The organism is Streptomyces sp. NPDC085524 (assembly GCF_044541755.1).
Taxonomy (GTDB): Bacteria; Actinomycetota; Actinomycetes; order Streptomycetales; family Streptomycetaceae; genus Streptomyces.
The window spans coordinates 1-22,836 of the sequence record NZ_JBITTH010000030.1; the positions used below are offsets into that span (position 1 = coordinate 1).

24 protein-coding genes, 1 tRNA gene and 1 pseudogene are annotated in these 22,836 nt (G+C 69.9%); 8 read left to right on the plus strand and 18 right to left on the minus strand.

Annotated elements, in window-relative coordinates:
* Positions 1-13 precede the first annotated feature (13 nt).
* The 6 genes and pseudogenes from ACIGFK_RS34375 to ACIGFK_RS34400 form a co-directional block, all read right to left on the minus strand.
* On the minus strand, positions 14-1,108 hold the full coding sequence (locus ACIGFK_RS34375; protein WP_400055006.1) for an integrase: 1,095 nt from the start codon (positions 1,106-1,108) through the stop codon (positions 14-16).
* A 450-nt stretch (positions 1,109-1,558) separates the two neighbouring features.
* Positions 1,559-1,975 carry a helix-turn-helix domain-containing protein gene (locus ACIGFK_RS34380; protein WP_400055007.1) on the minus strand — a complete coding sequence of 139 codons (417 nt, stop codon included), beginning with the start codon at positions 1,973-1,975 and terminating at the stop codon, positions 1,559-1,561.
* Complete coding sequence (locus tag ACIGFK_RS34385) at positions 1,947-2,978, minus strand: tyrosine-type recombinase/integrase (protein WP_400055008.1); 1,032 nt, start codon at positions 2,976-2,978, stop codon at positions 1,947-1,949. Before ACIGFK_RS34385 ends, ACIGFK_RS34380 begins: the two co-directional genes overlap by 29 nt.
* A 137-nt stretch (positions 2,979-3,115) precedes the next feature.
* A complete protein-coding gene (locus tag ACIGFK_RS34390; RefSeq protein WP_400055010.1) occupies positions 3,116-3,532 on the minus strand; it encodes an ATP-binding protein in 417 nt (138 codons plus the stop codon).
* A 6-nt stretch (positions 3,533-3,538) separates the two neighbouring features.
* Positions 3,539-5,161 (minus strand): annotated as a pseudogene (locus ACIGFK_RS34395) (Mu transposase C-terminal domain-containing protein).
* A gap of 219 nt (positions 5,162-5,380) precedes the next feature.
* Entirely contained in the window at positions 5,381-5,518 is a 138-nt protein-coding gene (locus ACIGFK_RS34400; protein ID WP_400055012.1) for a hypothetical protein, read from the minus strand.
* 240 nt (positions 5,519-5,758) lie between these two features.
* Here ACIGFK_RS34400 and ACIGFK_RS34405 point away from each other — a divergent pair, with 240 nt between their 5' ends.
* Positions 5,759-6,085 (plus strand): hypothetical protein, encoded by a 327-nt coding sequence (locus ACIGFK_RS34405; RefSeq protein ID WP_400055013.1) that lies wholly within the window; start codon positions 5,759-5,761, stop codon positions 6,083-6,085.
* Positions 6,086-6,197: 112 nt separating this feature from the next.
* Here the strand turns inward: ACIGFK_RS34405 and ACIGFK_RS34410 are convergent, their stop codons facing one another.
* Both ACIGFK_RS34410 and ACIGFK_RS34415 read right to left on the minus strand, forming a co-directional pair.
* On the minus strand, positions 6,198-6,776 hold the full coding sequence (locus ACIGFK_RS34410; protein WP_400055014.1) for a hypothetical protein: 579 nt from the start codon (positions 6,774-6,776) through the stop codon (positions 6,198-6,200).
* Between the two features lie 669 nt (positions 6,777-7,445).
* Positions 7,446-7,931 carry a hypothetical protein gene (locus ACIGFK_RS34415; protein WP_386468684.1) on the minus strand — a complete coding sequence of 162 codons (486 nt, stop codon included), beginning with the start codon at positions 7,929-7,931 and terminating at the stop codon, positions 7,446-7,448.
* Positions 7,932-8,328: 397 nt separating this feature from the next.
* On the opposite strand from ACIGFK_RS34415, the gene ACIGFK_RS34420 reads away from it, so the two are divergent.
* Positions 8,329-8,838 (plus strand): hypothetical protein, encoded by a 510-nt coding sequence (locus ACIGFK_RS34420; RefSeq protein WP_376655284.1) that lies wholly within the window; start codon positions 8,329-8,331, stop codon positions 8,836-8,838.
* 431 nt (positions 8,839-9,269) lie between these two features.
* Here the strand turns inward: ACIGFK_RS34420 and ACIGFK_RS34425 are convergent, their stop codons facing one another.
* Positions 9,270-9,932 (minus strand): hypothetical protein, encoded by a 663-nt coding sequence (locus ACIGFK_RS34425; protein WP_400055017.1) that lies wholly within the window; start codon positions 9,930-9,932, stop codon positions 9,270-9,272.
* On the minus strand, positions 9,880-10,530 hold the full coding sequence (locus tag ACIGFK_RS34430; protein ID WP_376655286.1) for a DUF4360 domain-containing protein: 651 nt from the start codon (positions 10,528-10,530) through the stop codon (positions 9,880-9,882). Before ACIGFK_RS34430 ends, ACIGFK_RS34425 begins: the two co-directional genes overlap by 53 nt.
* Positions 10,531-10,909: 379 nt before the next feature.
* Between ACIGFK_RS34430 and ACIGFK_RS34435 the strand changes: the two genes are divergently transcribed.
* The gene (locus tag ACIGFK_RS34435) at positions 10,910-11,488 is read left to right on the plus strand and encodes a hypothetical protein (RefSeq protein ID WP_386468681.1); all 579 of its coding nucleotides are present in this window, start codon (positions 10,910-10,912) and stop codon (positions 11,486-11,488) included.
* Positions 11,489-11,529: 41 nt separating this feature from the next.
* Positions 11,530-11,604: transfer RNA gene (locus ACIGFK_RS34440), tRNA-Trp, on the plus strand.
* 78 nt (positions 11,605-11,682) lie between these two features.
* On the opposite strand, the gene ACIGFK_RS34445 is transcribed toward ACIGFK_RS34440, so the two are convergent.
* The 3 genes from ACIGFK_RS34445 to ACIGFK_RS34455 form a co-directional block, all read right to left on the minus strand.
* Positions 11,683-12,474: an alpha/beta fold hydrolase gene (locus tag ACIGFK_RS34445; protein ID WP_386468679.1), complete on the minus strand. Its 792-nt coding sequence runs from the start codon at positions 12,472-12,474 to the stop codon at positions 11,683-11,685.
* A gap of 159 nt (positions 12,475-12,633) precedes the next feature.
* Positions 12,634-12,879: a hypothetical protein gene (locus ACIGFK_RS34450; protein ID WP_376655289.1), complete on the minus strand. Its 246-nt coding sequence runs from the start codon at positions 12,877-12,879 to the stop codon at positions 12,634-12,636.
* Positions 12,880-13,002: 123 nt separating this feature from the next.
* The gene (locus tag ACIGFK_RS34455) at positions 13,003-13,290 is read right to left on the minus strand and encodes a hypothetical protein (protein ID WP_376655290.1); all 288 of its coding nucleotides are present in this window, start codon (positions 13,288-13,290) and stop codon (positions 13,003-13,005) included.
* 216 nt (positions 13,291-13,506) lie between these two features.
* Here ACIGFK_RS34455 and ACIGFK_RS34460 point away from each other — a divergent pair, with 216 nt between their 5' ends.
* Both ACIGFK_RS34460 and ACIGFK_RS34465 read left to right on the plus strand, forming a co-directional pair.
* Entirely contained in the window at positions 13,507-14,688 is a 1,182-nt protein-coding gene (locus ACIGFK_RS34460; RefSeq protein WP_376655291.1) for a serine hydrolase domain-containing protein, read from the plus strand.
* 160 nt (positions 14,689-14,848) lie between these two features.
* The gene (locus ACIGFK_RS34465) at positions 14,849-15,889 is read left to right on the plus strand and encodes a vWA domain-containing protein (RefSeq protein WP_376655292.1); all 1,041 of its coding nucleotides are present in this window, start codon (positions 14,849-14,851) and stop codon (positions 15,887-15,889) included.
* Positions 15,890-15,893: 4 nt separating this feature from the next.
* On the opposite strand, the gene ACIGFK_RS34470 is transcribed toward ACIGFK_RS34465, so the two are convergent.
* Positions 15,894-17,312, minus strand: a complete 1,419-nt coding sequence (locus tag ACIGFK_RS34470) for an FAD-dependent oxidoreductase (protein ID WP_386468674.1) — start codon at positions 17,310-17,312, stop codon at positions 15,894-15,896.
* A gap of 70 nt (positions 17,313-17,382) precedes the next feature.
* On the opposite strand from ACIGFK_RS34470, the gene ACIGFK_RS34475 reads away from it, so the two are divergent.
* Complete coding sequence (locus ACIGFK_RS34475; RefSeq protein WP_386468672.1) at positions 17,383-18,033, plus strand: TetR/AcrR family transcriptional regulator C-terminal domain-containing protein; 651 nt, start codon at positions 17,383-17,385, stop codon at positions 18,031-18,033.
* A 3-nt stretch (positions 18,034-18,036) separates the two neighbouring features.
* Here the strand turns inward: ACIGFK_RS34475 and ACIGFK_RS34480 are convergent, their stop codons facing one another.
* Positions 18,037-18,792, minus strand: a complete 756-nt coding sequence (locus ACIGFK_RS34480; protein WP_400055019.1) for a TetR/AcrR family transcriptional regulator — start codon at positions 18,790-18,792, stop codon at positions 18,037-18,039.
* A 149-nt stretch (positions 18,793-18,941) separates the two neighbouring features.
* Between ACIGFK_RS34480 and ACIGFK_RS34485 the strand changes: the two genes are divergently transcribed.
* Positions 18,942-20,465, plus strand: a complete 1,524-nt coding sequence (locus ACIGFK_RS34485) for an MFS transporter (RefSeq protein WP_386468670.1) — start codon at positions 18,942-18,944, stop codon at positions 20,463-20,465.
* An 86-nt stretch (positions 20,466-20,551) separates the two neighbouring features.
* On the opposite strand, the gene ACIGFK_RS34490 is transcribed toward ACIGFK_RS34485, so the two are convergent.
* From ACIGFK_RS34490 to ACIGFK_RS34500, 3 genes are read right to left on the minus strand one after another with little or no spacing between them, the layout of a single operon-like run.
* Positions 20,552-21,472, minus strand: coding sequence for an ABC transporter permease (locus tag ACIGFK_RS34490; RefSeq protein ID WP_400055021.1), 921 nt, complete (start codon positions 21,470-21,472; stop codon positions 20,552-20,554).
* A complete protein-coding gene (locus tag ACIGFK_RS34495) occupies positions 21,469-22,356 on the minus strand; it encodes an ABC transporter ATP-binding protein (protein ID WP_376655298.1) in 888 nt (295 codons plus the stop codon). The genes ACIGFK_RS34490 and ACIGFK_RS34495 overlap by 4 nt, the downstream gene beginning before the upstream one ends.
* Positions 22,353-22,748 carry a GntR family transcriptional regulator gene (locus ACIGFK_RS34500; RefSeq protein WP_376655299.1) on the minus strand — a complete coding sequence of 132 codons (396 nt, stop codon included), beginning with the start codon at positions 22,746-22,748 and terminating at the stop codon, positions 22,353-22,355. The genes ACIGFK_RS34495 and ACIGFK_RS34500 overlap by 4 nt, the downstream gene beginning before the upstream one ends.
* Positions 22,749-22,836 lie beyond the last annotated feature (88 nt).

Genomic DNA, 22,836 nt, shown 5'->3' on the forward strand with positions numbered 1-22,836 from the left:
GGGACTCAGAGTGCTACCGATAGTGGGCGGTTCCGCCATAGGACATGCCCAGGGCCACGGTGAGCTGCTTGATGTCGAGTTCGTCGGCAAGGGTGAGCAGCCGTGTGGAACGCAGAATCCGCAGGAGAAGTCCGATCGGTGCGAGGCTGTCTCGGATGTGAGCTGCGCCGGCCGGGCCGGTGGTGACTCTGGTGAGCCGGCTGACGAGTACATGCGGGTTGTCCGTGTGCAGGGCGCGGCGGTGGGTGAGGCAGGCTTCCAAGGCCCGCCATGTGGCGTCATCGAGAGCGAGATCGACGCTGCGCCCTGGGAAGCGGACTGTTCGGGAGGCGGTGGCGATGTCCATGAGGGTGAGATGGCGGAGTTCGGTGGTGGTGGCAGCGTGCAGAAGAGCCGCCAGGCCGATGAACGCCTCGTGCGGCAGGGCAGCCTCGCCGGCGCTCCAGCGGCGGTAGAGGACACGCTGCTCATCGAGGGTGAGGGTCGAGCCGCTGAAGCCGCGTGGCTGCGGGGCCTCCATGGCCGCGGCCGGGTCGTGGAGTACCAGGCCGGTCCGGTGGGAGTGGGAGAAGAACTGCCTCAGCCCGGGGAGCCAGGAAGCCCGGCGGGCCGGGTTCCGGGCCAGGAAGGCTTCAAGGTCGGTGGCGTTCACGCCTGCCCAGGTGGTGTGGCCCTTCGCGTGGAGGTGGAGTGCCAGGTCTCGGACGGTGTCGAGGCGGATCTCGATGGTCTTGAGCTGATTGGGTCGTAGCCCGAGACGCTCGGCATTCTTCCGGCGGGCCACCAGCACCTCCGCGAAAGCGCGTATGGCGGGGCGCAGCGGGGCGGGGACTGCCTCGATCCGTCGCTCACGGCGGGCTGCAGCCCGCGTGCTCTGGATGTCTGCGGGTGTGTCGAGGAGGTGGTGGGTGTGGAAGAAGTCCGCGAGCAGCCGGCTGAGCCAGGGGCGTGTGCGGCGGGCTTCGGCGAGCAGAGTGTGCGGGTCGGTGTGGCCTGTGTCGATGACGAGGCGGGCCGTGTGAGCGAGGGTGTCCGCGCCGTAGAAGACGTTGCGGTGGGTTACCAGGTGCGCGGTAAGACGGTCCCACCAGGCCGGCGTGCAGGGCATCCGGCGAGCCCAGCCTGCCGCGCGGGTCGTGACGGTGTGAGGCGAATATTCGTAGCAGCGCTTGCACATACCCCGCGCCCACTGGGACGGCACACCGCATCCCGTACAGGCCGCAGGCGGCTGGGCCCTCGTAGGATCGGTGCACGGACGGCACCACTGGGTCGCCGCGTCCAGGATCCGCCGGCGCCCGCATCGCCGACATGGGCCGAGCGCCGGCCTTCCTGCGGCCCGCCGTCGGCATGCCGCGCACGTCTCCTCCACCGAGCGTCTGCCACCTCCGCAACCAGGACACGTCCGTAAGCACCAGGCACACAGGCCCGATCCTGGGCGCAGCCAGCGCAGCTTCGTACAGCCGGGGCAGCGGCCCTGCACGGCGTCAGGAACGGACGCTGACATGGATCTTGAACCCGCCAGGTAGGTGGAAGGACGGCCGACGAAGAGCCGCGAAGGTCAGAGGGGAGGCAGTGACCGTCTCCCGGCCACCCGCGACGAACCGGGCGACGGCCTCCCGTCTGACAGCCCTCCCAGCGCGGGTCCCGGGGCCGGTGCCGGTGCTGCGGGACCGAGCACAAGTAGATCTCCAGGAGCACAGTCCAGGGCCGTGCACAGCGCAGCCAGGGTGGAGAGCTTCACCTGGGACGGCTGCTTGGTGAACAGGGCCGACACCGAGGCCGTGGACAGCTCCAGTCCCGTCCTCTCAGCCAGCAGTAGCCGCAGTTGGGTCCCCGTCCACACACCGCGCTCCGCCGCCGCCATCCGCAACCGCCACTGAACGCCTGCCGCCGCTGGGTGTGAGAGCTCAGGTCCCCTCGAGGTCATGTCCATCGCCCCTCTCCGGTCAGCCGGCCAGGGCGCGGACGGTGGCATCGGTGGCGCGCTGCCAGGCGTCCTCGACGAACCGCTGCGACGGCTTCACGTACGCCATCGTCGAGGCGATATGCCGATGCCCGAGCAGCTGCTGGACCGCGACCAGGTCCATGCCCCGCTCGTACTGGTGCGTCGCGCACGCCCGACGCAGCGCATGAGGCGTGAACCGCTCCTCCCAGCCCACACCCTCAAGGTCAAGAAGTCGGGCCAGACGATCCCGCACCGTGCCCGTCTTCAACGCCTGCCCAACGTCATCACAGAACAGCGCCGCCCCGGCAGGGAACAGCGGCCGAACGTCCTGCAGGTACCAGCCCAGGATCCGGTCCAAGCCCTCCAGCATCGGCGCCCACCGCGGCCGCGGCCCCGACGTGTTCGCCGCCTTCCCGAACCGCACATGCAACTTCCCCGCCGGCCCACGCTGCGGATACACATCAACCTGGTCTAGGCGCACCAGCTCACTCACCCGCACCCCCGACAGGTACGGCGTGCGCAGCATGGCGTAATCCCGCGCCGCAGCCCGGTAATCGGACGCGACCGCGATCTGGGAACGGGCGAAGGAGAAGAACCTCTCCAGACGCTCCCGGCCCGGCGGCGGCCCCACGGCAGCATCGTCACCGGCATGCCGCACACGATTGAACCGGTCCAGCCCACCCCCGCCGGCCTGCACCCCGAACAGGGCCCGGACCTGGGGGCCATACCGCAGCACGACGAAAGCATGGAAGTCACGGAGCATCTGCAAGTACTGCCGACGCGTACCCGCCGCCAGACCCTCCACCACCAGAGCGTGGAGCATCTCATCCACGTCCTCGGCCTCCACCGCCCACACCGGACAGTCGAAACGCCCCAGCACCCGCGCGAGGAGCGTCGTGTAACCACGCACTGTCGTCAGAGCGAACCCCCGCACCACCCACGACCTCGCGAACGCCTCAGCGCACTCGGCCTGGAACACCCACGGATCCGCCCCGGCATCCGGACCGGCCAGCCCGCCACCGACCAGACGCAACCCGCCCCACTCCCCCACAACCACCCGCGACACCCCGAAGCTCGTCAGTTAAGGCAGCACCTGAACAACCGAGCTACCACCGACGAACTCAACGACCCACCGGATGAAAAGCAACCGCCGCCAGCGAAACAACCGGCTCATCCACACCACATCTTGAACAGCCACTGGGCCTCATCACAGACCAGGACATGCGGCTCCTCCAGCGCACCGCGCAGCATCCGGTCGAACTCGATCGCATGAGAGGGTGGGCGCCCCTGCAGGCCGAGTGCGTGGAACAGCTCGTGGCGCAGATCGCGGGTGGAGGGGCGTGCCCGGAACTGGATCCGGCGGGTCAGCTTCGGCGCGAGCTCGCGCAGTGACGCGTTGACCGCGAAGGACTTGCCGTTGCCGGCCTGCCCGTAAATGCAGATCATCGCCTTTGCCTCGATCACGGCCCGGATGTTCTCCCGAGCCGTGAGCAGCGCACGGGTGGAGACCACCTGGGCGCCCGGCAGGCGCATGAAGTCATCCTCACGTTCCCTGGGCAGGCGTCCCCTGCGTTCCGCGGCAGCCATCTGGTGTCACTCCTTGCTGCCCGAACCGGGCTCGGTGTCCATCGCGTCGGCCGGCACGGCTGTGCCGGGGCCGTGCTTCGAGGTCGATGAGGTGGTGCCGGGGCGCGGCCTGGGCCGTGCCCAGCCCTCAGGCGGGTCCCGGGGCGGGATCAGATCGGGCAGAGCACGTGCGGCCAGATCCGTCGCTTTCGCTTCGGCGATCTCCGCCCGAGCCTGCTCCCCGGTGACCGCGTTCCGCGGACGAGGAGCGCCCGGCGTGGTCGTAGCCGCATACCGGGTCCGGCGCAGCTTCTCCGCCGCCTTCAAGGCGGCCTTGAGCTCGCGGGCCTTCTTCTCCCTGACCGAGCTGAGCGCCCAGCGCTCTTCCAGCGTCGCCTCCTGAGCAAGGTGAGCGGTGCCCAGATGCCGGCCCCACCCCTCGGTGGAGAACACCTCGATCCGCCCGTCAAAGTGCGGCAGATACCTCAGCCGGACCCTGGTGCCGACGTGACCGACCATCCACGGCGCGATATAGAACCGGCGCCGCCAGCGGACCCCGCTCGTCGAGATCTTCCGGATGCGGCCGTCGTCCTCCAGCGCGAAGAACGCCAACCGCTCCTCCGGAACGTCCTCGACGGGTGTCGGGTCCGCCTCCCACGCCGCCAGCGGCGTCAGCCCCGACTCCAGGCCCGACGGGCGGTGCTCGGTGTTCCACCGCCGCACCCAGCCCAGCAGTTCCTCGACGAACTGTGCGAACGACAGGAGGTCCTCCACCTGATCCGCGCGGTGAGCACCGACCGGCCGGGCCCTGCGGGTATAGCCAGGCAGGGAGACCAGGAACATCTCCTCCACCGCGTCGTTCAGAGCCTCGACGGTGCCCTTGCGATACGGCTTGTAGGCAGGCAGATCACGGACCGGAACCGCGAATGCGCCCAGAGCGCGTTCCACCGTCCGGCACAAGAACTCCTTACCGCGATCACCCTGACCATCCCCGGCAGGCCACCGAACGGCCCGTACGGATCCCGGCGGCTGATCCCCGCCCGCAACGCCGCCAGCACCGCATCCCTCGCCGGCTGATGCGGGGTGACCGCCACCCCCACGATCACCTTCGACGCGACATCGATGAACCACGTCACCCACGGACACACCGCCCTGCCCTCGACATCCACACGCACCGGGATCCGCTTGTGATCACCCTCCCAGCACGCGTTCCGATGCGTCGGCGGACGCTTGCCATACACATCGAAGCTGCGACGTGCCGCCTCACCGCCCTTCAACCCCGCCCGCTCCCCCACCGACAAGTCCTGGCGAACAGCGCGCTGCAGGGCGCGCAAAGAAGGCACCGATCCCGGCTCGCCGGCCGCAGCGGCCTCGGCAGCCAGTTCCCGGTGCACCGCAGCCACATTCCCGCCCCCACACCGCCAAACGCGCACGCAGATCCGCACTCACACCGACCCGCGACGGAGTCCGTGCGGAGAGCCGGCCCTCACGCCGGGCCACCGCCACCCAGTTCCAGACCGTCCGCAGCGACACCCCAAGAGCCTCCGCGACCAACCGCGCGTGCTCCGTCGTCAATTCGCCCCGGCCATCCAGCGCCACGAGCCGTGCCACCGCGCCCTCACGCGCCCCGCCCGGCGACAACGGCGGCATGCCCCCACCGGCCAGACCCTGATCGGACACCCCTCACCCCCAGCCGCAACCCCGCACCATGCGGCTGTCCACGCGCAGAGGTGTCCATCCCGACACGCCGACCAGACCAACACGAACGAGGGGAGCGGGAAGATCGGAGTTGCCGTATGAATGTGATCACCTCACTACGCTGGCGGCGTGACAGGACTTCCAGGCCTCGGTGCACTCCTAGCGCGACTGTCAGACCTCCGGAATCTCGGCATCAGTGACCTGTCCGAACGGGCCGGTGTAGCCGAATCCGAGCTCCAGGCAGTACTCGACGGCGCCGTACCCCGTCCACCACTGCTCCGGCGGCTCGCACCCGCGCTGAAACTGCACACCGCAGACCTCTTCGTCATCGCAGGAATGGCGGTTCCAGACGAGTTGGCCCCCTCCGACACAAAGGCCGGCAGCCAGATCCCCTCGCTCGCTGGGGACGCCACGGCCCTCCCGCCAGACCGCAGACGACAACTCCGTCAGCTCGCCCAGTCACTGCCCCGGCACAACCGGATACAGCCAACTCCGCCAGCGCCTGCGCACGAGCAGTACCAACCAAGCCACGGCGCGCTACTCGTACACATGCTCGGCAACCGGAACCTGAACTGGACGGCTTCCGCCAAGACCCTCTACCACCTCACGGGCCGGCTCCTCGCCGCAGCCACCATCGGAGCAATATGCCACGGCCGCAAAGAAGTAACCCCCGACCTCCTGGCCGACTTCGCAATCCTGCTCGGCATCCCCGCCCACGACCTGGCCGCCCTGACCGGCATCGACCCGCCGGACCAGACCCCGCCACAGAACCCAGCCGCAGCCGACGTGGCCGAGCTGATCTGGGACATCCGATCCCTGACCGCCGCCCAGGTACAACACATCAGCGACAAGGCCAAGGCCCTGCAGCAGGACTGACCTCACGCGCTACACGAACGACAGCCAACCTTCACTGGAGAACGCCAGCAACCTTCACCAAGAAAACGACATCCCCACGAGCCCACCCACCCCAACCACCAGCAAAAACGCCTCACACACCCGGCGCAAACAACTGACGCCACCCACTGAAAATCACACGACGCCCATCACCGACCGTGATCCCTGTGGTGTGGTCACTGGCCACGGTGAACAGCAGACGACACGGAGCCTCGCAGGTAAGGCAGGCAACGTCGTCAGGTTCGTTCAGGTGCCAGGTGGGCCACCCGCCGAACTTGAGCCCGGCCACCCTGGTGATGACATCGTCTCCGTCCCCAGTCGCCTCCACATACTCCTTCACGGATTCGATGAGCTCCTCGTCTGGCAGGGTCTGCGGGTAGGGGAAATCGACGAGGGGCACCGGGGCAAGCGTGCACCGCACCGGGGAGTAGCCGTAGTCAGGATCCTCCTGCCGTACGGGCAGCGGGGGCGACCCGAGTATTCGCGTGACCTCGGCGCTGCTCCGCCAGCGGATCTCGGCGACCGGGCTGACGTCGGCGTGCGGAGCTGGCGGACCCCAATGCACGTTGGGACACCACAGAAGCTGAAACACGTCCTTGCCTTCCGGCCACCAGTCACCCCGTGCGTCCCGCCGGTATACCTGCACCACCGCCACCATGGCCGTCGCCGGCATCCCCGAACTGGACCTCTCGTCCGGGAAGTCACAGTGCGGCCAAGGCTCCTCGGCCGGCCAAAGCAACGGTCCGCCCACTGCACTCTCGTGGACCGTCGGCGCCCCGTTCGGGGGCCAGGACCACAGCGGGTTGTGCGTACGGTGCAAGTCTGGGCACCGCTGCAACGATCTCCTCCATGGAGGGCCTGGTGCTGTAGGGCAGATCCATGGCCGGAGAGTCACCCACCCCTCCGACGGCCCCCGCCCTGAACGCCTGCACGCGCGCCGTCGGCGAGACCGGCGTGCTGTTCATTGGCGTGCTGGACGAAGTACTCCCTCACTTCACCCGCCTGCCCCGAACACCGACCCATGCACCGGCGGCGACCCCACCTACACCACACTGCGCCACCCGGCCCTGAGCGAGATGGCCGTGCGCGACGACGGCGACGGAGCTCCGACACCCCATAACTGGGGCGGCCCAAAGGCGGCCATACGTAGTGGGCAGCCCCGCCATACGACATGCCCTGAGCCGCCGTGAGCTGCTTCATGTCGGACAGCTTTCGCCAAGACCTCTACCACATCACGGGCCGGCTTCTCGCCGCAGCCACCAGAAATAGCCCACGGCCGCAAGAAGATCACCCGACGCCCATCAACCAGCACGAACGAAACTCCGCAGCAGCGCCTCTGCGCCTACTTGAGCTGCCACAGACCTTCGTCTACGCGGATGCCGGGAAGACCCGGGACTGGCGCTGTGGCCGCATAGAGCACGCACCGGTCCTCTCCCTCATCCATCGCCGCACGAAGGCGTTGGCCATCCGCCAAAATCAGAGTCCACAATCCCGGCGGCTCGGTGTCGCCGTACAGCACATACGCATCGAAGTGGGCAGCAAACCTTTCCGCGAACTCCAGGCGACCCACCCGGTCGACCAACCAACCCTCGATGCTGACGCTAAAACCCATCACGAAGTGACCGAAGACCTCCCGGTACGTACAGAACACCGAGAACACCACATCCTGCGGGACGTCCCGTAACCCCTCGGCGACGCGGTCCTCATGCCCCACGAACAACTGCCACTCGGCGACCTCGAAACAGTCCAGCAAAAACGCCCGCCACTCGCCCTCCGACACCGGACGAGACGAAAGACAGTCATAGCCTGTGGCCTGGGTATCCGTCACCCCTCCACCCTACGTACCACGACAACAGGTCCGGATGGGCAGGAACTCAGCGCAGGTGGCGAAGCTCTCGCAGGCCGTGGTCCGGTGGCAACCACCCCTTCTTCCGCCTCTCGATGGTCTTGCATCAGATCGGGTTCGTCCCTGTCCCACGAGGGCCTGAAGCGAGCGGTGCATACAGGCCAGACAGTGTTCTCCGGCTCTTTCACGCTCGGGGTCGTCCCGCGCCGGCCACGACGTCGTCGGCCAGGCGGTCGTCGTTCGAGTCTGTTCACTCGGGGCCTGCGATCCCAGCTGGACAACTGGGTACGACCGGATCTGAACGGAATGAACGCCAGGCTTCGCCGTAGGTCAGGCCCGGGGCACAGAAGGAGTTACCACGCCTCAATATGCTTATCCCATGACGCATCCTCGTTGGGGACTCCAGTTCCACTGGTGGGCGGTAGATCCGTTCGACCGAGTCGGGTTGTTCTACTCCGCGTTCGGACCGGTGCCCTCGGCGGCAAACGCTCATGTGCAGGCCCTGGATGAGGCGACAGCCTGGGCCAAGACGCGGCACCCGGAATGGTTCGCTGCGGGGTGTGTGGAATATGACTGCCCTCAGCACTGCGTCATCGAGCTGGCACGGGCGCCGTATCTGTTCACCTGGGACGAGGAGCACGACGATCGCTACAGCCGATACGGCGTGCCAACACAACCGCTTTTGCTGTCCGAGCTGCCTACGGCACTGGCCGCTGCCGTGCGGCTTATAGAAGTCGACTTCTCCTTCGACCGGGCCGCGCGGATCGACCTGGGATATTCCACAGGCCGAGAAGCCATCTCGGCCTCGGCGCTCACCCCCTGGACGTACTGCCAACGGCACCTGGACGGGCGGGAGCCGCACACCGTAGGAGAACTTGGCGCCTCGTAGAGTTGTGAGTCTGTTGGTCCGCAGTGCGCCGTGAGTGTGTTACAGGCCGATCGTGTAGGCGAATCCAGGACCGACCTCGTCCTCGGGAACCATCACGACGTGCCATCCGTGCTGCTACACATTCTCGATGATCGTCAGATTCGCATGGTCCGCTTCGTCAGGTCGCCGTAGACCATGGCAGAAGACACAGCGGCACAGGAACGCATCACCAGTCATGTGCGGAGGCTACGAGGTGAGCGTTCGAGTCGGGCAGCCGAGGCTCGTGACCACCCTCTTAAATCGAATGGTCGTCACCCTCCGCGACCGCTCCCCAAGATCTGTCCAGGACCCGGTTCTCGTGAACAAAGCCACTTTGCCGTCCTGTGGGTCGGTCCGCTCAGAGCCAGCCCTGCTGGGCCGCCTTCAGGCCGGCCTCGAAGCGGCTGCTGGCGTTAAGGCGTTCCATCAGAGCGGACATCTGGCGGCGGACGGTCCGCAGGGACACCCCGAGGGGCTTGCCGGCCGCTTCGTCCGTCATCCCCGAGGAGCTTGAGGAGTTCGAGTTCGCCCGCGGTGGGCTTTGAGTCGGTGGGGCGGGGGCGGTCCGCGCCGAGGGGGACGGCGGAGTCCCAGGTCTGCTCGAACAAGGTCAGCAGTGACGCCACGATGCCAGGTGCGCGGGTGCACAGGGCGCCCAGGCGTGAGTTGGCAGGGTCGATCGGTACGACGGCGACCTTGGCGTCGAAGATCAGCAGGCGGGGCGGCGGCAGGAGCGGGCTGGTGCGCACCTGGCCGCCCTTCTCCGTCAGCCACCGGGCGTAGGCCAGCGTCGCGGGGTCATTGCGGGCGCTGTCCTGGTAGACCGAGCGCATCTCGTTGCCACGGCCCAGTGCGCGCCGGTCGAGCGGACGCGAGGCTTCCAGGCTCGCCTCGGACAGGGCACCGCCGGGCAGGATCGCTGTGAACTCCCGGGCCAGCCCGTGGGCCAGCTCCTCCAGCGTCTGAAGCCCGTGGGCGGGGGCTCGGTGCGCCCCCGCCCGGGGATGTCGGTTCGCGGGGACGTCAGCTCGCGGGGCACTCCCGCCAGGCCAGGTGGTACACGGTGCTGATGTCACCGTCGGTGGAGTCCATGGTCATGTAGCTGCTGGACGCGGGGGCCGACGTGCCCTTGCGCACGCGGAGTTCGGTGTTGATGTTGAAGTTCCGTTGCACACCGCACGGCGCCCACACCAGCTGCGCCCAGTCGGTCTCGTCGGTGACCTGCCAGTTGTCGTCGTACAGGCCGTTGAACGTGTGTTCCCGGGCGGCGGTCTGCGGTGAGCCCTGGAAGTAGTACGAGGCCTTCGTGGTGCTGCTCGCGCCGGGTGCGAGGGAGGCGTAGCCGCGGTAGTCCGCGCTGGCGATCGCGTAGGTGAAGCCGTGGGGCACGTGCACGATGAGGTTGAGCTGGCAGTTCCTGCGTGCGGCGGTGGGCGGTGCGCCGGCGCCGACCTGGGCGACGTACTGGCTGTAGGTCACCGTGAAGGCGGTGTTGTCCTGGGACACGGCGACGGCCGCCGTGTCCTTCGGGCAGCCTGACCCGTTGACCGTCGCGACGTCGATGACGATCCGGTCCGGCGGCGGGTCCGTGATCGCCGAGGGGCCGTGCTGGGCGGGCAGGGCCGTTGCGAGCAGCAGGCCGATCGCGCCGCTCGCCAGAAATCCTCCGGCCATGATTCTCCAATTCGCTGCTTCGGAGACCGGGCGCCACTGGGCCGCGGTCCGGGTCACGTGGGGGACGCAACAGCAGGCGGAAGCTGCGTGAATGTCATGTACATGGCAAGCCGGGCGGTCCGCGGGGCCGGACAGCGGAATCGTAGGAGGCGCCACCGGGCCGGGCCAGCGTGCAGTTCGGCCATTCGCCGGTTGCCGGAGCCCGGCGTCGGGCCGCTGGCCGAAAGGGCTCCAAGACCGCTCCGGATGAGCCGGTTCGCCGGGCGGGGCGCGACTTCGCCGAGGCCGTCCTTTCCGGATCCGCCCCTGCGGGCCGGGGTCGTACGCTTCGCTGGCCAGCGTTGATCAGTGTCCGGTCCTGGAGGGGGAGTTGGGGGAAGTGAGCCAGACTCGTGACGAGGAGGGGGCGCGGGTCGAGCAGGCGCCTTCGCAGTCGGGCGGTACGGGCGGCAGTCCGCCCAGGTGGGCCTGGTGGGTCATCGGAATCGTGATCCCGGTCCTGGGCATCGCGGCCACGGTGTGGACCACCTCCGCCAAGACGCCGGGTTCCGCCGCTCCCCCGGTCCAGACCCCGCACACCACCGCGCCGGGAACCCCGGCGCCCTCCGCTCCGGCGGGCGCCGTACCGGCGGTGTTCCTGGGCGTATGGGAGGGAGCCATCAGTGACGACACCGGGGAACACCATCGGCGCATGACCATCCGGCAGGGGAAGTTCGGTGACGAGGTGGTCACCACGCGCACCACCAGCACCGCGACCGGCAGCACGATCCAGTGCAGGGGGACGGGCACCCTCGTGGCCGCCGACGTGGGCGCGATCGAACTCGACACGATGGTCACCGAGAGCATCCCCAGCGGCAGGTGCAAGAGCATCGGCGAGCAGACGCTCACCCTGCTGGACGAGAACCGGGTCCGCTACCAGACCGGAGAGGCGACCGGGATCCTCACCCGCCAGGGCTGATTCGACGGCCGCCCGGGAAGTCCCTAGAGTTCCGGGCGGGCGGGCCCGTAGCGCAGAGGTCGACGCGCGCGGTCTCCAAAATCGCGAGGACGCCGGTTCGAATCCGGCCGGGGCCGCCCCGCCGTCCCGCCCGTGCCCGTCCTGCCGTGTGCGGCCCGTCCCGTCCCGTGCGCCGGCCGGGCGATGGGGGCGGGTCAGACGGTCGCGAGGAATGCGCGGACCGCGGTGGCGAAGCCTTCGGGGTCGGCCTGCTGGACGAAGTGGTCGGTGTCCAGGGAGCGGTAGAGCGTGCCGGGGCGCCGGGAACACATGGCCCGGGCCTGGTCTGCGGGCAGGACCTGGCTGCGCAGGCCGTGGATCAGGAGCGCGGGGCAGTCGGTGGCCAGCCACTGCTTCCAGTGGTCGCCGTGGACGAGGTTCTCGGAGTCGACGGTGTCCTGCGGGTGGAACGGCAGCCGCCAGCCGGCCCCGCCCGGCAGCGGGCGCAGCACCGGGCCGAGGACGGCGGCGAGGGGGCCGCAGCCGGCGGCCAGTTCCTCGCGGGTGGGGGCGGTGTACGGGAAGTCGAGGACGAAGGCGAGGGGGCTGGTGCCGTGGTCGGGGAGGTCCACGGCGGTGTCGACGTTGATCAGGGCCTCGACCAGGCCGGGGCGTTCGGCTGCCAGGTGGACGGCGTTGTACGCGCCGAGGGAGTGGCCGAGGAAGACCGCGCGGTCGATGCCGAGGTGGTCGACGAGGGCGAGGAGGTCGGCGACGTAGCCGGCGCGGGTGTATTCGGGGGCGCGGTCGGAGTCGCCGTGGCCGCGCTGGTCCGGGGCTATCACCCGCCACTCGGGGCCGAGGGCGGCGGCGAGGGCGGTGAAGGAAGCGCCTTCGGAGAGGTGGCCGTGCAGCGCGACGAGGGGGCGGCCGGTGCCGCCGAAGTCCAGGTAGGACAGGGTGCGGCCGTCGACGGTCAGGGTGGCGCGGGTGGGCTGGACGGTCATGGCGGTAGTGCTCCCTCGGTTCGGGTGGTGGGGCGGTTGCCCTTGCCGAGATCGACTATACGCATGTCTATGACGGTTGTTCAATACGCTTGTATGAACGATGTGGCCGGAGGGGCGGTCGACGTGTCCGGTCGACCGCCCGTCACGGTGCGGCGGTCGTCAGTTGGCGCCCAGGTGAGCGGCGTCCGCCCACTCCTTCTCGCCCTCGGCGGCACAGTTGGAGGTGTAGACCGGGCCGACGACCGCCGGAACCGCCGCAGCCGAGGCGCAGGTGCGCGCGAACTGCGAGTGGCCGCCCGAGAAGCTGCCGATCTCGACGCCGTCGTCGGCCAGGGCCGCACCCGCACCGCCCAGCAGGATGCCGGCAGCCAGGACAGAGGACGTGAGAGCAGAGCGAATACGCATGATTCTCCTAAAACTCGATCGCACGCCGGAAAAGTGCGTGCTGACCGCTTCAACATCACGTCCTGGCAGCGGGGAACGCCGGTTCACTCCAATGGCAGGACAGAACCCCCCTCCAGGGAAAGGTCATACGAGCGGCAGCTTCAGAAAGCCCCTGACCGCGAAGGGGATCGTGCCGGGCTCTTCCTCTCCGGGGGCCGGTGCGTCGGCAGCCAGCCCGACCACGGTGAGGGCCTGCCCGTGGAGGTGACGCCGATGGCCCCCGTGCCCCGGGTGCCCACCTGCGGGAGGCGCAGCGGCGACCGCGCTCCGCCGGGTGCCGTCGGAGTGTGCGACCGGTCCGTGGTCCGTGCCGGTCGCACCGCGTTCGACGCGGGCCTCGGCCCAGACGTGGTTCGGGCCGTTCGAGGCCATGGCGTTGAACTCCGCCGTCTCTGAGCAGCGCCGCCGCCGGAAGGTTGAGACGTTTCCGGCACACCGCGGGGCGCATGCGACACGCCCTGCGCAGGGGAGTCCGGTGTCCGCCGACCGGCCCCCGGCCGCGCGCGTCGCGGGTCCGGGCAGCCCGCGCTGCTGCTAGGCAGGCCCTCATCGGCCGTCGGCCGCCCTGCTGCACACCGGGAGAGACCCGTGCCCACCCGCGCCTCCGTACGCCGTTTCCGCGGTGGACTGTCCGCCGCCGCCCTTGCCGCCGCCGCGGTGGGGGCGCTGTTGCAGCCCGCGCATGCGGCCGGTGGCAGCCCCGGGCACGACGAGCAGCACCTCCGGCGGCAGCTCGAACGGCTCGTCGCACAGGACGACGGCCCGCCGGGGGTGATCGCCGTACTCACCAGGGACGGGCGGCCGCAGGTGTACACCGCCGGGGTCGGGGACATCGCCACCGGCCGTCCGCCGAAGCCCGACGACCACATGCGCATCGCGAGCATCGCGAAGGCGTTCAGCGGCGCCGTTGCGCTCCGGCTCGTCGACCAGGGGCTGCTCTCCCTCGACGCCACCATCGGCGAAGTGCTGCCCGCCCAGCCGGCCGCCTGGCACGCGGTGACCCTGCGTCAGCTGCTCCAGCACACCAGCGGGCTGCCCGACTACTCGGCCGATCCCGCGTTCCTGCGGATCCTCCAGGCGGATCCCCGCCACGTGTTCGACCCGCGCACGCTGCTGGACTTCGTCGCCGGGGAGCCGCTGCTCTTCCGTCCGGGTGTCCTGTACGAGTACTCCAACTCCGACAACATCGCCGTCGCGCTGATGGCCGAGGCCGTGACCGGCCGGCCGTACGAGGAGCTGCTCAAGGAGCTCGTGTACCGGCCGCTGGGGCTGCGCCGGACGAGCCTGCCGCTGGGCTACCGCCTGCCGAGCCCGTTCCTGCACGGCTACGACGTCACCCCGCCCGCCGAGCCCGAGGACATCAGTGAGGCCGTCGGCACCTCGGGGGTCTGGGCCTCCGGCGGCATCGTGTCGACCCCCAGGGAACTGGGTGCCTTCATCCGCGGCTACGGCGGCCCCGCGCTGCTGTCGGAGAAGACCCGCAAGGAGCAGCTGGCCTTCCGCCCCGGCGACTCCTCCGAGCCGGCGGGTCCCGGCACCAACGCCGCCGGCCTCGCGATCTTCCAGTACACCACCCGCTGCGGCGTGCTCTACGGCCACACCGGCAACTTCCCCGGCTACACCCAGCTCGCCGCCACCACCCCGGACGGCCGTCGATCGCTCACGTTCTCCATCAACACCCAGACCAGCAAGGGCATGAAGCCCGCGCTGCTCGCCCGGCTCCGCACGGTCCAGGAGGACTTCGCCTGCGCACTCCTCAAGGACCGCTGAGCCCCCTGGGCCATCAGTTGCTGCGGGCGGTGATGTTCGGCGAACCCCCCTCCTCCGCGCCCGCACCCTCCGCAGGGGCGCGCCTCCAAGATCGATTGTCAGTGGCGGCTGCGAGGATTCGAGTATCGATCCGGGGAAGTCCGGAGAAGGGGGAGCCGTCATGTCCGGAAACCAGAACTACATCAATCACGTCGCCCTTGTGCTGGATGCCAGTTCGTCCATGTCGCACCTGAGCGACAAGGTCGTCGAGGTCGCAGATCAGCAAATCGCCTATCTGGCCCGCCGGTCCAAGGAATTGGACCAGGAAACCCGTGTGACGGTGTATGTCTTCGCAGCGGGGGTGGAGTGCGTCATCTACGACAAGGACGTGCTGCGGATGCCGTCCCTGAAGCAGCTGTACCGGGTCGGCGGAATGACGGCCCTGCTGGCGGCCACCCTGAAGTCGCAGCGGGAGCTGGCGCAGACGGCGCAACTGTACGGCGACCACAGCTTCCTGACGTTCGTGCTGACCGACGGGCAGGAGAACGCGAGTCATCGCTGCCCGGAGGCCTTCAGCAGGGATCCGCGCCAGCTGGTGCAGGCCGTGGCCGAGCTGTTCGCGACGCAGGAGGACAACTGGACCCTGGCGGTCCTCGTGCCGGACCAGATGGGCAAGCGCGAGGCCATGCAGTGCGGTTTCCCGAAGGACAACATCGCCATCTGGGACGCCACGAGCACGCAGGGCCTGGAGGAGGCCGGTCAGGTCATCCGGGAGGCCACCGAGAAATTCATGGTGGGCCGCTCCCAGGGAATCCGGGGATCCCGGGCGGTTTTCTCCACGGGCGCCGAGGCGGTGAACAAGGAATCCATCAAGGCCGCAGGGCTCACCGCCGTGAAGCCGTCGGAGTACCAGCTGATTCCGGTGGCCCGCGATGCCTCGATACGCGAATGGGTCGTCGAATGCGGCCACACGTACCGCACCGGCTGTGCGTTCTACCAGCTGAGCAAGTCGGAGAAGATCCAGGCGCGGAAGCAGATCGCGGTGCTGGAGAAGAAGACGGACCGCGTGTACACGGGGCCGGAGGCCCGTGCCCTGCTCGGGCTTCCGGATGCGGAGGCGCGCGTGAAGCCGGACCACAACGACGACTTCACGATCTTCGTGCAGAGCACCAGCGTGAACCGGAAGCTGGTGCCGAACACGCGGCTGCTGCTGATGATCTGACGCTTCAGACGCCGGTTCGGACGCCGGTCCGGGCGAGGTACGGGGTGAGGTCGTCCGAGGAGTCGCCGGCCCAGCCGATGTAGCCGTCGGGGCGGACGAGGAAGAGGCCGTTCCCGTAGGGCTCGGAGGCGGGGAGGCGGACGGTGTGGAGCGCGGGGAGGTCGGCGGAGGCGGCGGGGCCGACGGCCAGGAGGGTCCAGTGGGGGCCGCGGAACTCGTCGAAGAGGCGGACGGTGTCGAAGCCGTCCGGGGCCCGGTCGCCTGCGCGGAGGGCGTCGGCGGGGAGGTCCGTGCGGGTCTCCACCGCCAGCGAGGAGCCGCGGTAGTTGAGGTGCAGCTGCCGGGTGGCCGCCCCGCGGCCCTCCTCGCCCCGGTGGATCCGGGTGGAGAGGCCCAGCATCTCGGCGGCGATGGGCAGGCGCTCCTCCTCGTAGGTGTCGAGGAGGGACTCGGGTGCCTGGCCGTTCAGGACGGCGCCCAGCTTCCAGCCGAGGTTGTACGCGTCCTGGACGCTGGTGTTGAGCCCCTGGCCGCCGGCGGGCGAGTGCACGTGGGCGGCGTCGCCGGCGAGGAAGACGCGCCCCTGGCGGAAGCGGTCGGCCAGGGCGGCCCTGGGGCGGAAGTCCGAGGCCCAGCTCATGGCGGTCACGTCTTCGGGCGAAAGGTGGGAGCGCGCAGCCACCGCCTCGCGGACCGTCTCGAGGGAGGGGACCACGGTGGTGTCCTGCGGGAACTGGGCCACCACCTGGAAGTCCTCCGTCCCGGCGAGGGGGCAGATCGCCAGGAAGCCGGTGTCGCCGGTGGGCGGGAAGATGTGCCAGTTGTCGCGGTCGAGGTTGTCGATGCGGACGTCGGCGACGAGCATCGGGTTCGGGTCCACGGTCTCGCCGGTCATGGCGATGCCGGCCAGACGGCGGACGGTGGAACGGCCGCCGTCGGCGGCGACGGCGTAGCGGGCGCGGACCGGCGGGCCCGCGGCGAAGCCGGCGCTCACGCCGTCCGCGTCCTGGTCCAGGGTCACCAGTTCGCGGCCGAAGGCGATGTCGCCGCCCAGTTCCGCGAGGCGCGCGGCGAGGATCTCCTGGGTGCGCCACTGGGGCACCATCCAGGGCTCGCGGTAGGGCGAGTCCTCGCTGCCCTCGTCGGTCTCGTCGAACATCCGGTGTTCGCCCTGGCGCCGGCCGTCCTGCCAGATCATGCCGACCGGGTAGGGGCCGCCGGCCGCCCGGATCGCCTCGCCGACGCCGAGGTCGTCGAAGACCTCCCGGGTGCGGGGCTGGATGCCCTTGCCGCGCGAGCCGGGGAAGAGGCCGTCGGCCCGCTCCACGACGAGGGCGCGCACTCCGCGGCGGGCCAGGTCCACGGCGAGGGTGAGGCCGGTGGGGCCCGCGCCGACGATCAGTACGTCGCGTTCGATGAGCATCTCACTTCTCCTTAACGTTGTTAAGTTGCGCCTCCAGGAGGATCTCCTTAACGGTGTTAAGCTGTCAAGCGTGACGGCACGGAGATCTCCCAGACTGGACAAGAAGCAGGTCGTGGACGCAGCGCTGCGGCTGCTCAACGAGGTGGGCCTCGAGGGGCTGACGCTGCGGGCGATCGCGAAGGACCTGGAGGTCCAGGCACCGGCCCTGTACTGGCATTTCCAGGGCAAGCAGGAGCTGCTGGACGAGATGGCCACCGAGATGTACCGCAGGATGGTCGCGGGCTCGGACCTCGCGGCGGGCGTCACCTGGCAGGAACGGCTCACGGCCGGCAACCGCGGTCTGCGCGCGGCGCTGCTCGGCTACCGCGACGGCGCGAAGGTCTTCAGCGGCACCCGCTTCACGGGCACCGAGCACGCCGTGCAGATGGAGGAGAACCTCCGGGCGCTCACGGAGGCGGGCTTCACGCTGCCGCAGGCGGTGCGGGCGACCACGACCGCGTACTTCTTCACCCTCGGGTTCGTCACCGAGGAGCAGGGCGTCGAGCCGCTCCCGGGCGACCGCCGGGAGGGCTACGACGTCGACGAGCGCGCCGCCCGCATGGACGGGTTCCCCCTCGCCGCGGCCGCCGGGGCGGACCTCTTCCAGAACTACGACGAGGGGTTCGAGGAGGGCCTGGCGCTCGTGATCGCGGGCATCGGGGCCCGCTACCGGGTGGGGTGAGCCCTACTCCGCGGGCGGGGTTCCGGCCGGGAGGCGCAGGGCCAGGCCGTCGAGCACGGCCTCCAGGCCGTAGGCGAACTTGGCGGCGCGCATGGCGGCCGGGTCGGACGCGGACACCTCGGTCGCTGCTGCGGCGTAGGACTCGGCGAGGTGGTCGTGACCCTCGGCCGCCTGCTGGGCGGCGGGCATGAGGCGAGTGATGAAGCCGGCCTCCGTCTCGCCGGACCGGGCCACCGTCGTCAGCCAGGCCGCTTCGGTGGTGCTCATGCCGATCACGTACGCGAGGAGGGTCTCGATCGCCCGCGGGGGTTCGGGGAATCCCGCCTCGACGAACAGGGTCGCCAGCCGGCTGGAGTAGGCCATCAGGTTGGGGCCGAGGTAGGCCAGGCCGGCCTGGCCCAGTACCGAGGAGAGCCACGGGTGGCTCAGCGCCGTCGCACGGAAGGCTGCAGCGGCCTCGGCGGCCGCGGTCCGCCAGTCGGCGGAGCCGGCGGGCGGCACGGCGATCTCCCCGAAGACCTCGTCCACGGCGAGTTCCATCAGCTCGTCCTTGGTGGCGACGTGGCGGTACAGGGAGGTCGCCCCGGCGTTCAGCCGGGCGGCCAGCTTCCGCATGCTCAGGGCCTCGATGCCCTCGGCGTCCAGCATCACGATCGCCTCCCGGACGATCGCGTCCCGGGACAGCGCGGGCTGTTCCGCCTCGCGCGGCCGTCGGGTCCACACGGAGGGGACGGGCTGCGGCTTCATCTGGGCGGCCATGGGCTCACTCCTTTGCGTACGGTGTGCGCTTCCAGCGTACAAGGTTCAAGGGTTGCGAACAGTGTGCGCATGAGCGTACGGTGTTCGCAACGCCCGGAACGGTGTGCGCGGCGAGCGGAACAGTGTGCGCACGAGGAGAGGAAAGACCGATGACAGACGCAGGGGCCCAGGCCCGCAGTCCCCACCGCTGGTGGATCCTGATCGTGCTGTGCCTCAGCACGCTGGTCCTGGTGGTCGACAGCATGGCGCTGACCGTCGCCGTGCCGGCCATGACCGAGGACATCGGGGCGAGCCCCCAGCAGATCCAGTGGATCCTCGACTCCTACGTCCTGGTCTTCGCCGGTCTGCTGCTGACCTCGGGAAGCCTCGGTGACCGGTTCGGCCGCCGGAAGGTGATGATCATCGGTCTGCTGCTCTTCGGGGCGGCGTCCCTGGCCGCGGTGTACTGCACCACCCCGGGCGAGGTCATAGCCGTCCGCACGGCCATGGGCATCGGCGGCGCGCTGATCATGCCGTCCACCCTGTCGATCCTGATCACGGTCTTCGACGAGGAGGAGCGCCCGAAGGCGATGGCGGCCTGGGGCTCGGTGTCGATGCTCGGCCTGGTCGGCAGCCCGGTCCTCGGCGGTGTCCTGATCGACCGCTTCTCCTGGCATTCGATCTTCTTCATCAACGTGCCCGTGGTCGTCCTGGCCGTGGCGGCCGGTCTGCTGCTGATGCCCGAGTCCAAGGCCCCCTGGCAGAAGCCCGACCCGCTGGGCGCCGTCCTCTCCGCCGTCGGCATGACCGCACTGGTCTGGTGGATCATCGAGATCCCGCAGCACGGCGCCTTCCAGGGCCGCGGGCTGGTCACCCTCGCCGTCGCCGTCGTCGCGCTGGCCGGCTTCGTGGCCTGGGAGAACACCACCGCCTCGCCGATGGTCCCGCTCGTCCTCTTCAAGCACCGCAACTTCACCGGCGGTTCGATGTCGCTGGCCTTGGTCCAGATCGGCAACGGCGGTCTGCTCCTGGTCCTCACGCAGTACCTCCAGGCGGTGCTGGGCTACTCCCCCGTCAAGGCCGGTCTGGCCTTCACGCCGCTGGCCGTGGCCGCGCTGATCGGCAACGGGGCCGGTGCGAAGCTCGCCGCGAAGGCCGGCCACCGGTGGCTGATCCTGGCGGGGATGCTCCTGATGTCGGCCTCCTTCGGCCTCCTGACCACCGTGGGCGCGGACAGCGGCTTCACCGTCCCCGCGCTTTCCCTCGGTCTGCTCGGCCTCGGCGCCGGCCTGGCGATGCCGGCCGCGGTGGGCGCCCTGATGGGGACCATCCCGGCCGACAAGGCGGGCGTCGGCTCGGCGCTGAACGACACCATCCAGCAGGCCGGTACCGCGCTCGGCATCGCCATCCTCGGCTCGCTGCTCACCAGCACCTTCTCGGCGGAGATGCCGGCCGGCGCCCCCGAGCAGGCCAAGCAGTCGATCGGCGGCGCGCTGGCCGTCGCCCAGGGCGACGCGGGTCTGGTCCAGGCCGCCAAGGAGGCCTTCACCGCCTCGATGTCCACCACCCTCACCGTCAGCGCGATCGGTGTCCTGGCCGCGGCGCTGCTGGCCATGGTGGTCATGCGGGGCGGGAAGGAAGAGGAACCGGCCGAGGCCGCCGCCGCGGAGAAGGAGGTCGTGAGGGCCGCCTGACCTGCCCGAAGACTGTTCCACGGCGCGAGGCCGGCACCCCGGGAGGGTGCCGGCCTCGGCCGTTTCCGCAGTGCAGGTAAGTCCTGTCAGCCGCGGCGGGCCTTCACCAGCCGGAAGGCGGCGTAGAGGGCGGCGGCGGCCAGGAGCAGGAGGATGGAGGTTTCGATGAGCTGCGTCGGCCAGTAGTGCGAGGACGGGTGGAACTCCTGGTACCGGGCGGTGACGTTCATGTCCACCAGGCAGTCGTCCCGGCTCTTGTCGCTCGAGAAGCAGGTGTCATAGGGCAGGCGCCCGCCCGAGGCGGTGAGGAATCCGGATTCCATCAGCAGGCCGGAGTTCGGCATCAGTACGGAACGCCCGGGGAAGGGTGTCGTTTCGGTCACCGTGGGCATGAGCGACCACCGTACGAAGCCCATGACCAGCATCGTCAGGCCGGTGAGGAGGCCGGTCACCGCCATGGCGGCGAGGGTGCGCCGGACCAGCTGGCCGACGAGGACCCCGAGGGCCACGCCCAGCAGGCAGTAGCCGACGAGGACGGGGCCGGTGGCCTCGTACGCCCCGCGGTCGGCCCAGTGGAACCGGTAGGTGCCGGACACGCCGGTCCAGCCGAGGCGGTAGACGCCCGCCAGCGCGGCCGATCCGAGCGCCACCGCCGTCGCGGCCACGACGACCTTCGCGCCGAGCCAGGCCTTGGGAGTGGAGGACTGGGTGAGGGCGAGCCGCCAGGTGCCGCTCTCCAGTTCCCGGGCGGTCATCGGGCCGGCGACGAAGGCCCCGGCCAACAGCGGCAGGAACACCAGGGACTTGCCCGCGAACTCCATGAACAGCCGCAGCACGCCGTAGGCGTGGTTCGCGTACAGCGAGCCGTCCTGGGGGGCGTCGGCCCACGCGCGCAGGGCGAGCACCGCGGCGAGGCCGGCCACCACGAGGGCGGGCACGGTCCACAGGGCGAGCCGGTGCTGGCGGACGGTGACCCAGTACGGGCCCTTCAGCGTGAGCGCGCTCATGCCCGCACCTCCGCGGCGGCCGGGGCGTCCCCGGCGGTGAACGGCGGGGCGTCGGGGGAACGCAGGTGGGCGAGCAAGAGCTCCTCCAGGGAGGGGTACGCCGTCTGCCAGGTCCCGCTGTCGACGGGCCCCCGCAGCCGTACGAGTGCGGTGAGCTGGCGGCCCGTCGTACGGGACTCGACGACGGTGTGCGCGGCGAGTTCGGCGGAGGCGGCGACGGGCCCTGTGAGCAGCCGGTGGGCCGCGCCGATGTCGTCGACGGGGCCTGCGAGGCGGATCCGGCCGCGGTCGGCGAGGAGGAGGTGGTCGCAGGCGCCCTCCAGCTCGGTGAGGATGTGCGAGGACATCACCACGGAGGTGCCGTTGTCGGCGGCGTCGGCCATCAGCGTGCCCATGAGCTGGTGCCGGGCGAGCGGGTCGAGGTCGGCCATCGGCTCGTCGAGGAGGAGCACGTCGGGGCGCTTGCCGAGGGCCAGGGCCAGGGCGACGCGGGTGCGCTGGCCGCCGGAGAGCGTACGGACCTTCGCGTCCGGGTCGAGCGCGCCGGCGTCGACGATCCGCTGCGCCGCCTCGGCGTCCCAGCGGCCGGGGTTGAGCTCGCGGCCCATGCGCAGGGTCTCGCCGATGGTGAGCTGCGGGTAGAGGGCCTTGTCCTGGCCCACGTAGGCCAGGGTCTCGCGCGGCACGGTGCGCAGCGTGCCCTCCGTGGGGAGTACGAGCCCGGCCGCGAGCATCAGCAGGGTCGACTTCCCTGCGCCGTTGGGGCCGACGAGGGCGCACACCCGGCCTTCGGGCAGCCGGAAGGAGCAGTCGCGCAGCGCCCAGCCTCCCCGCCGTCCGTAGCGCAGGCCGAGGCCTTCCGCCTCGATCACGGTTCGCGTCATGCGTCGCCGTCCCCCTTGAAGTGTCGTTCCAGTACGGATGTGAAGAGTGCGGACACGTCGTCCCGTTCCAGCCCCGCGTCCTTGGCGCGCTGCGCCCAGTCGGCGAGTTCGCCGTGCAGCGGGGAGTCGGCCGGGGCGCTGCCGCTGCCCAGGGACTTCCGGATGAAGGTGCCCAGTCCCCGCTTCGCCTCGACGAGCCCTTCGCGTTCCAGTTCGCGGTAGGCCTTGAGGACGGTGTTGGGGTTGATGGCGGTGGCTTCCACGACCTCGCGCGCCGTCGGCAGTTTGTCGCCGGGCTCCAGCAGGCCCAGGCGCAGGGCCTGTTTGGTCTGCTGGACGATCTGCAGGTACGTGGCGATGCCGCTGCGCCGGTCGATGCGGTATTCCAGCACGAAACAGCACCACCCTTTCACTAGGTAAGTAGTGAAAGGGTGGTGCAAGGGCGGGCCGTCTGTCAACCGGCCTCATTCACCGCCCGCT

Coding starts and splice junctions, on each gene's coding strand:
- ACIGFK_RS34375 (WP_400055006.1), bottom strand. CDS start 1,108: ATGCCCTGCACGCCGGCCTGGTGGGACCGTCTTACCGCGCACCTGGTA.
- ACIGFK_RS34380 (WP_400055007.1), bottom strand. CDS start 1,975: ATGCCACCGTCCGCGCCCTGGCCGGCTGACCGGAGAGGGGCGATGGAC.
- ACIGFK_RS34390 (WP_400055010.1), bottom strand. CDS start 3,532: ATGGCTGCCGCGGAACGCAGGGGACGCCTGCCCAGGGAACGTGAGGAT.
- ACIGFK_RS34405 (WP_400055013.1), top strand. CDS start 5,759: ATGCTCGGCAACCGGAACCTGAACTGGACGGCTTCCGCCAAGACCCTC.
- ACIGFK_RS34410 (WP_400055014.1), bottom strand. CDS start 6,776: ATGCCGGCGACGGCCATGGTGGCGGTGGTGCAGGTATACCGGCGGGAC.
- ACIGFK_RS34420 (WP_376655284.1), top strand. CDS start 8,329: ATGACGCATCCTCGTTGGGGACTCCAGTTCCACTGGTGGGCGGTAGAT.
- ACIGFK_RS34430 (WP_376655286.1), bottom strand. CDS start 10,530: ATGGCCGGAGGATTTCTGGCGAGCGGCGCGATCGGCCTGCTGCTCGCA.
- ACIGFK_RS34445 (WP_386468679.1), bottom strand. CDS start 12,474: ATGACCGTCCAGCCCACCCGCGCCACCCTGACCGTCGACGGCCGCACC.
- ACIGFK_RS34450 (WP_376655289.1), bottom strand. CDS start 12,879: ATGCGTATTCGCTCTGCTCTCACGTCCTCTGTCCTGGCTGCCGGCATC.
- ACIGFK_RS34455 (WP_376655290.1), bottom strand. CDS start 13,290: ATGGCCTCGAACGGCCCGAACCACGTCTGGGCCGAGGCCCGCGTCGAA.
- ACIGFK_RS34465 (WP_376655292.1), top strand. CDS start 14,849: ATGTCCGGAAACCAGAACTACATCAATCACGTCGCCCTTGTGCTGGAT.
- ACIGFK_RS34470 (WP_386468674.1), bottom strand. CDS start 17,312: ATGCTCATCGAACGCGACGTACTGATCGTCGGCGCGGGCCCCACCGGC.
- ACIGFK_RS34480 (WP_400055019.1), bottom strand. CDS start 18,792: ATGGCCGCCCAGATGAAGCCGCAGCCCGTCCCCTCCGTGTGGACCCGA.
- ACIGFK_RS34485 (WP_386468670.1), top strand. CDS start 18,942: ATGACAGACGCAGGGGCCCAGGCCCGCAGTCCCCACCGCTGGTGGATC.
- ACIGFK_RS34490 (WP_400055021.1), bottom strand. CDS start 21,472: ATGAGCGCGCTCACGCTGAAGGGCCCGTACTGGGTCACCGTCCGCCAG.
- ACIGFK_RS34495 (WP_376655298.1), bottom strand. CDS start 22,356: ATGACGCGAACCGTGATCGAGGCGGAAGGCCTCGGCCTGCGCTACGGA.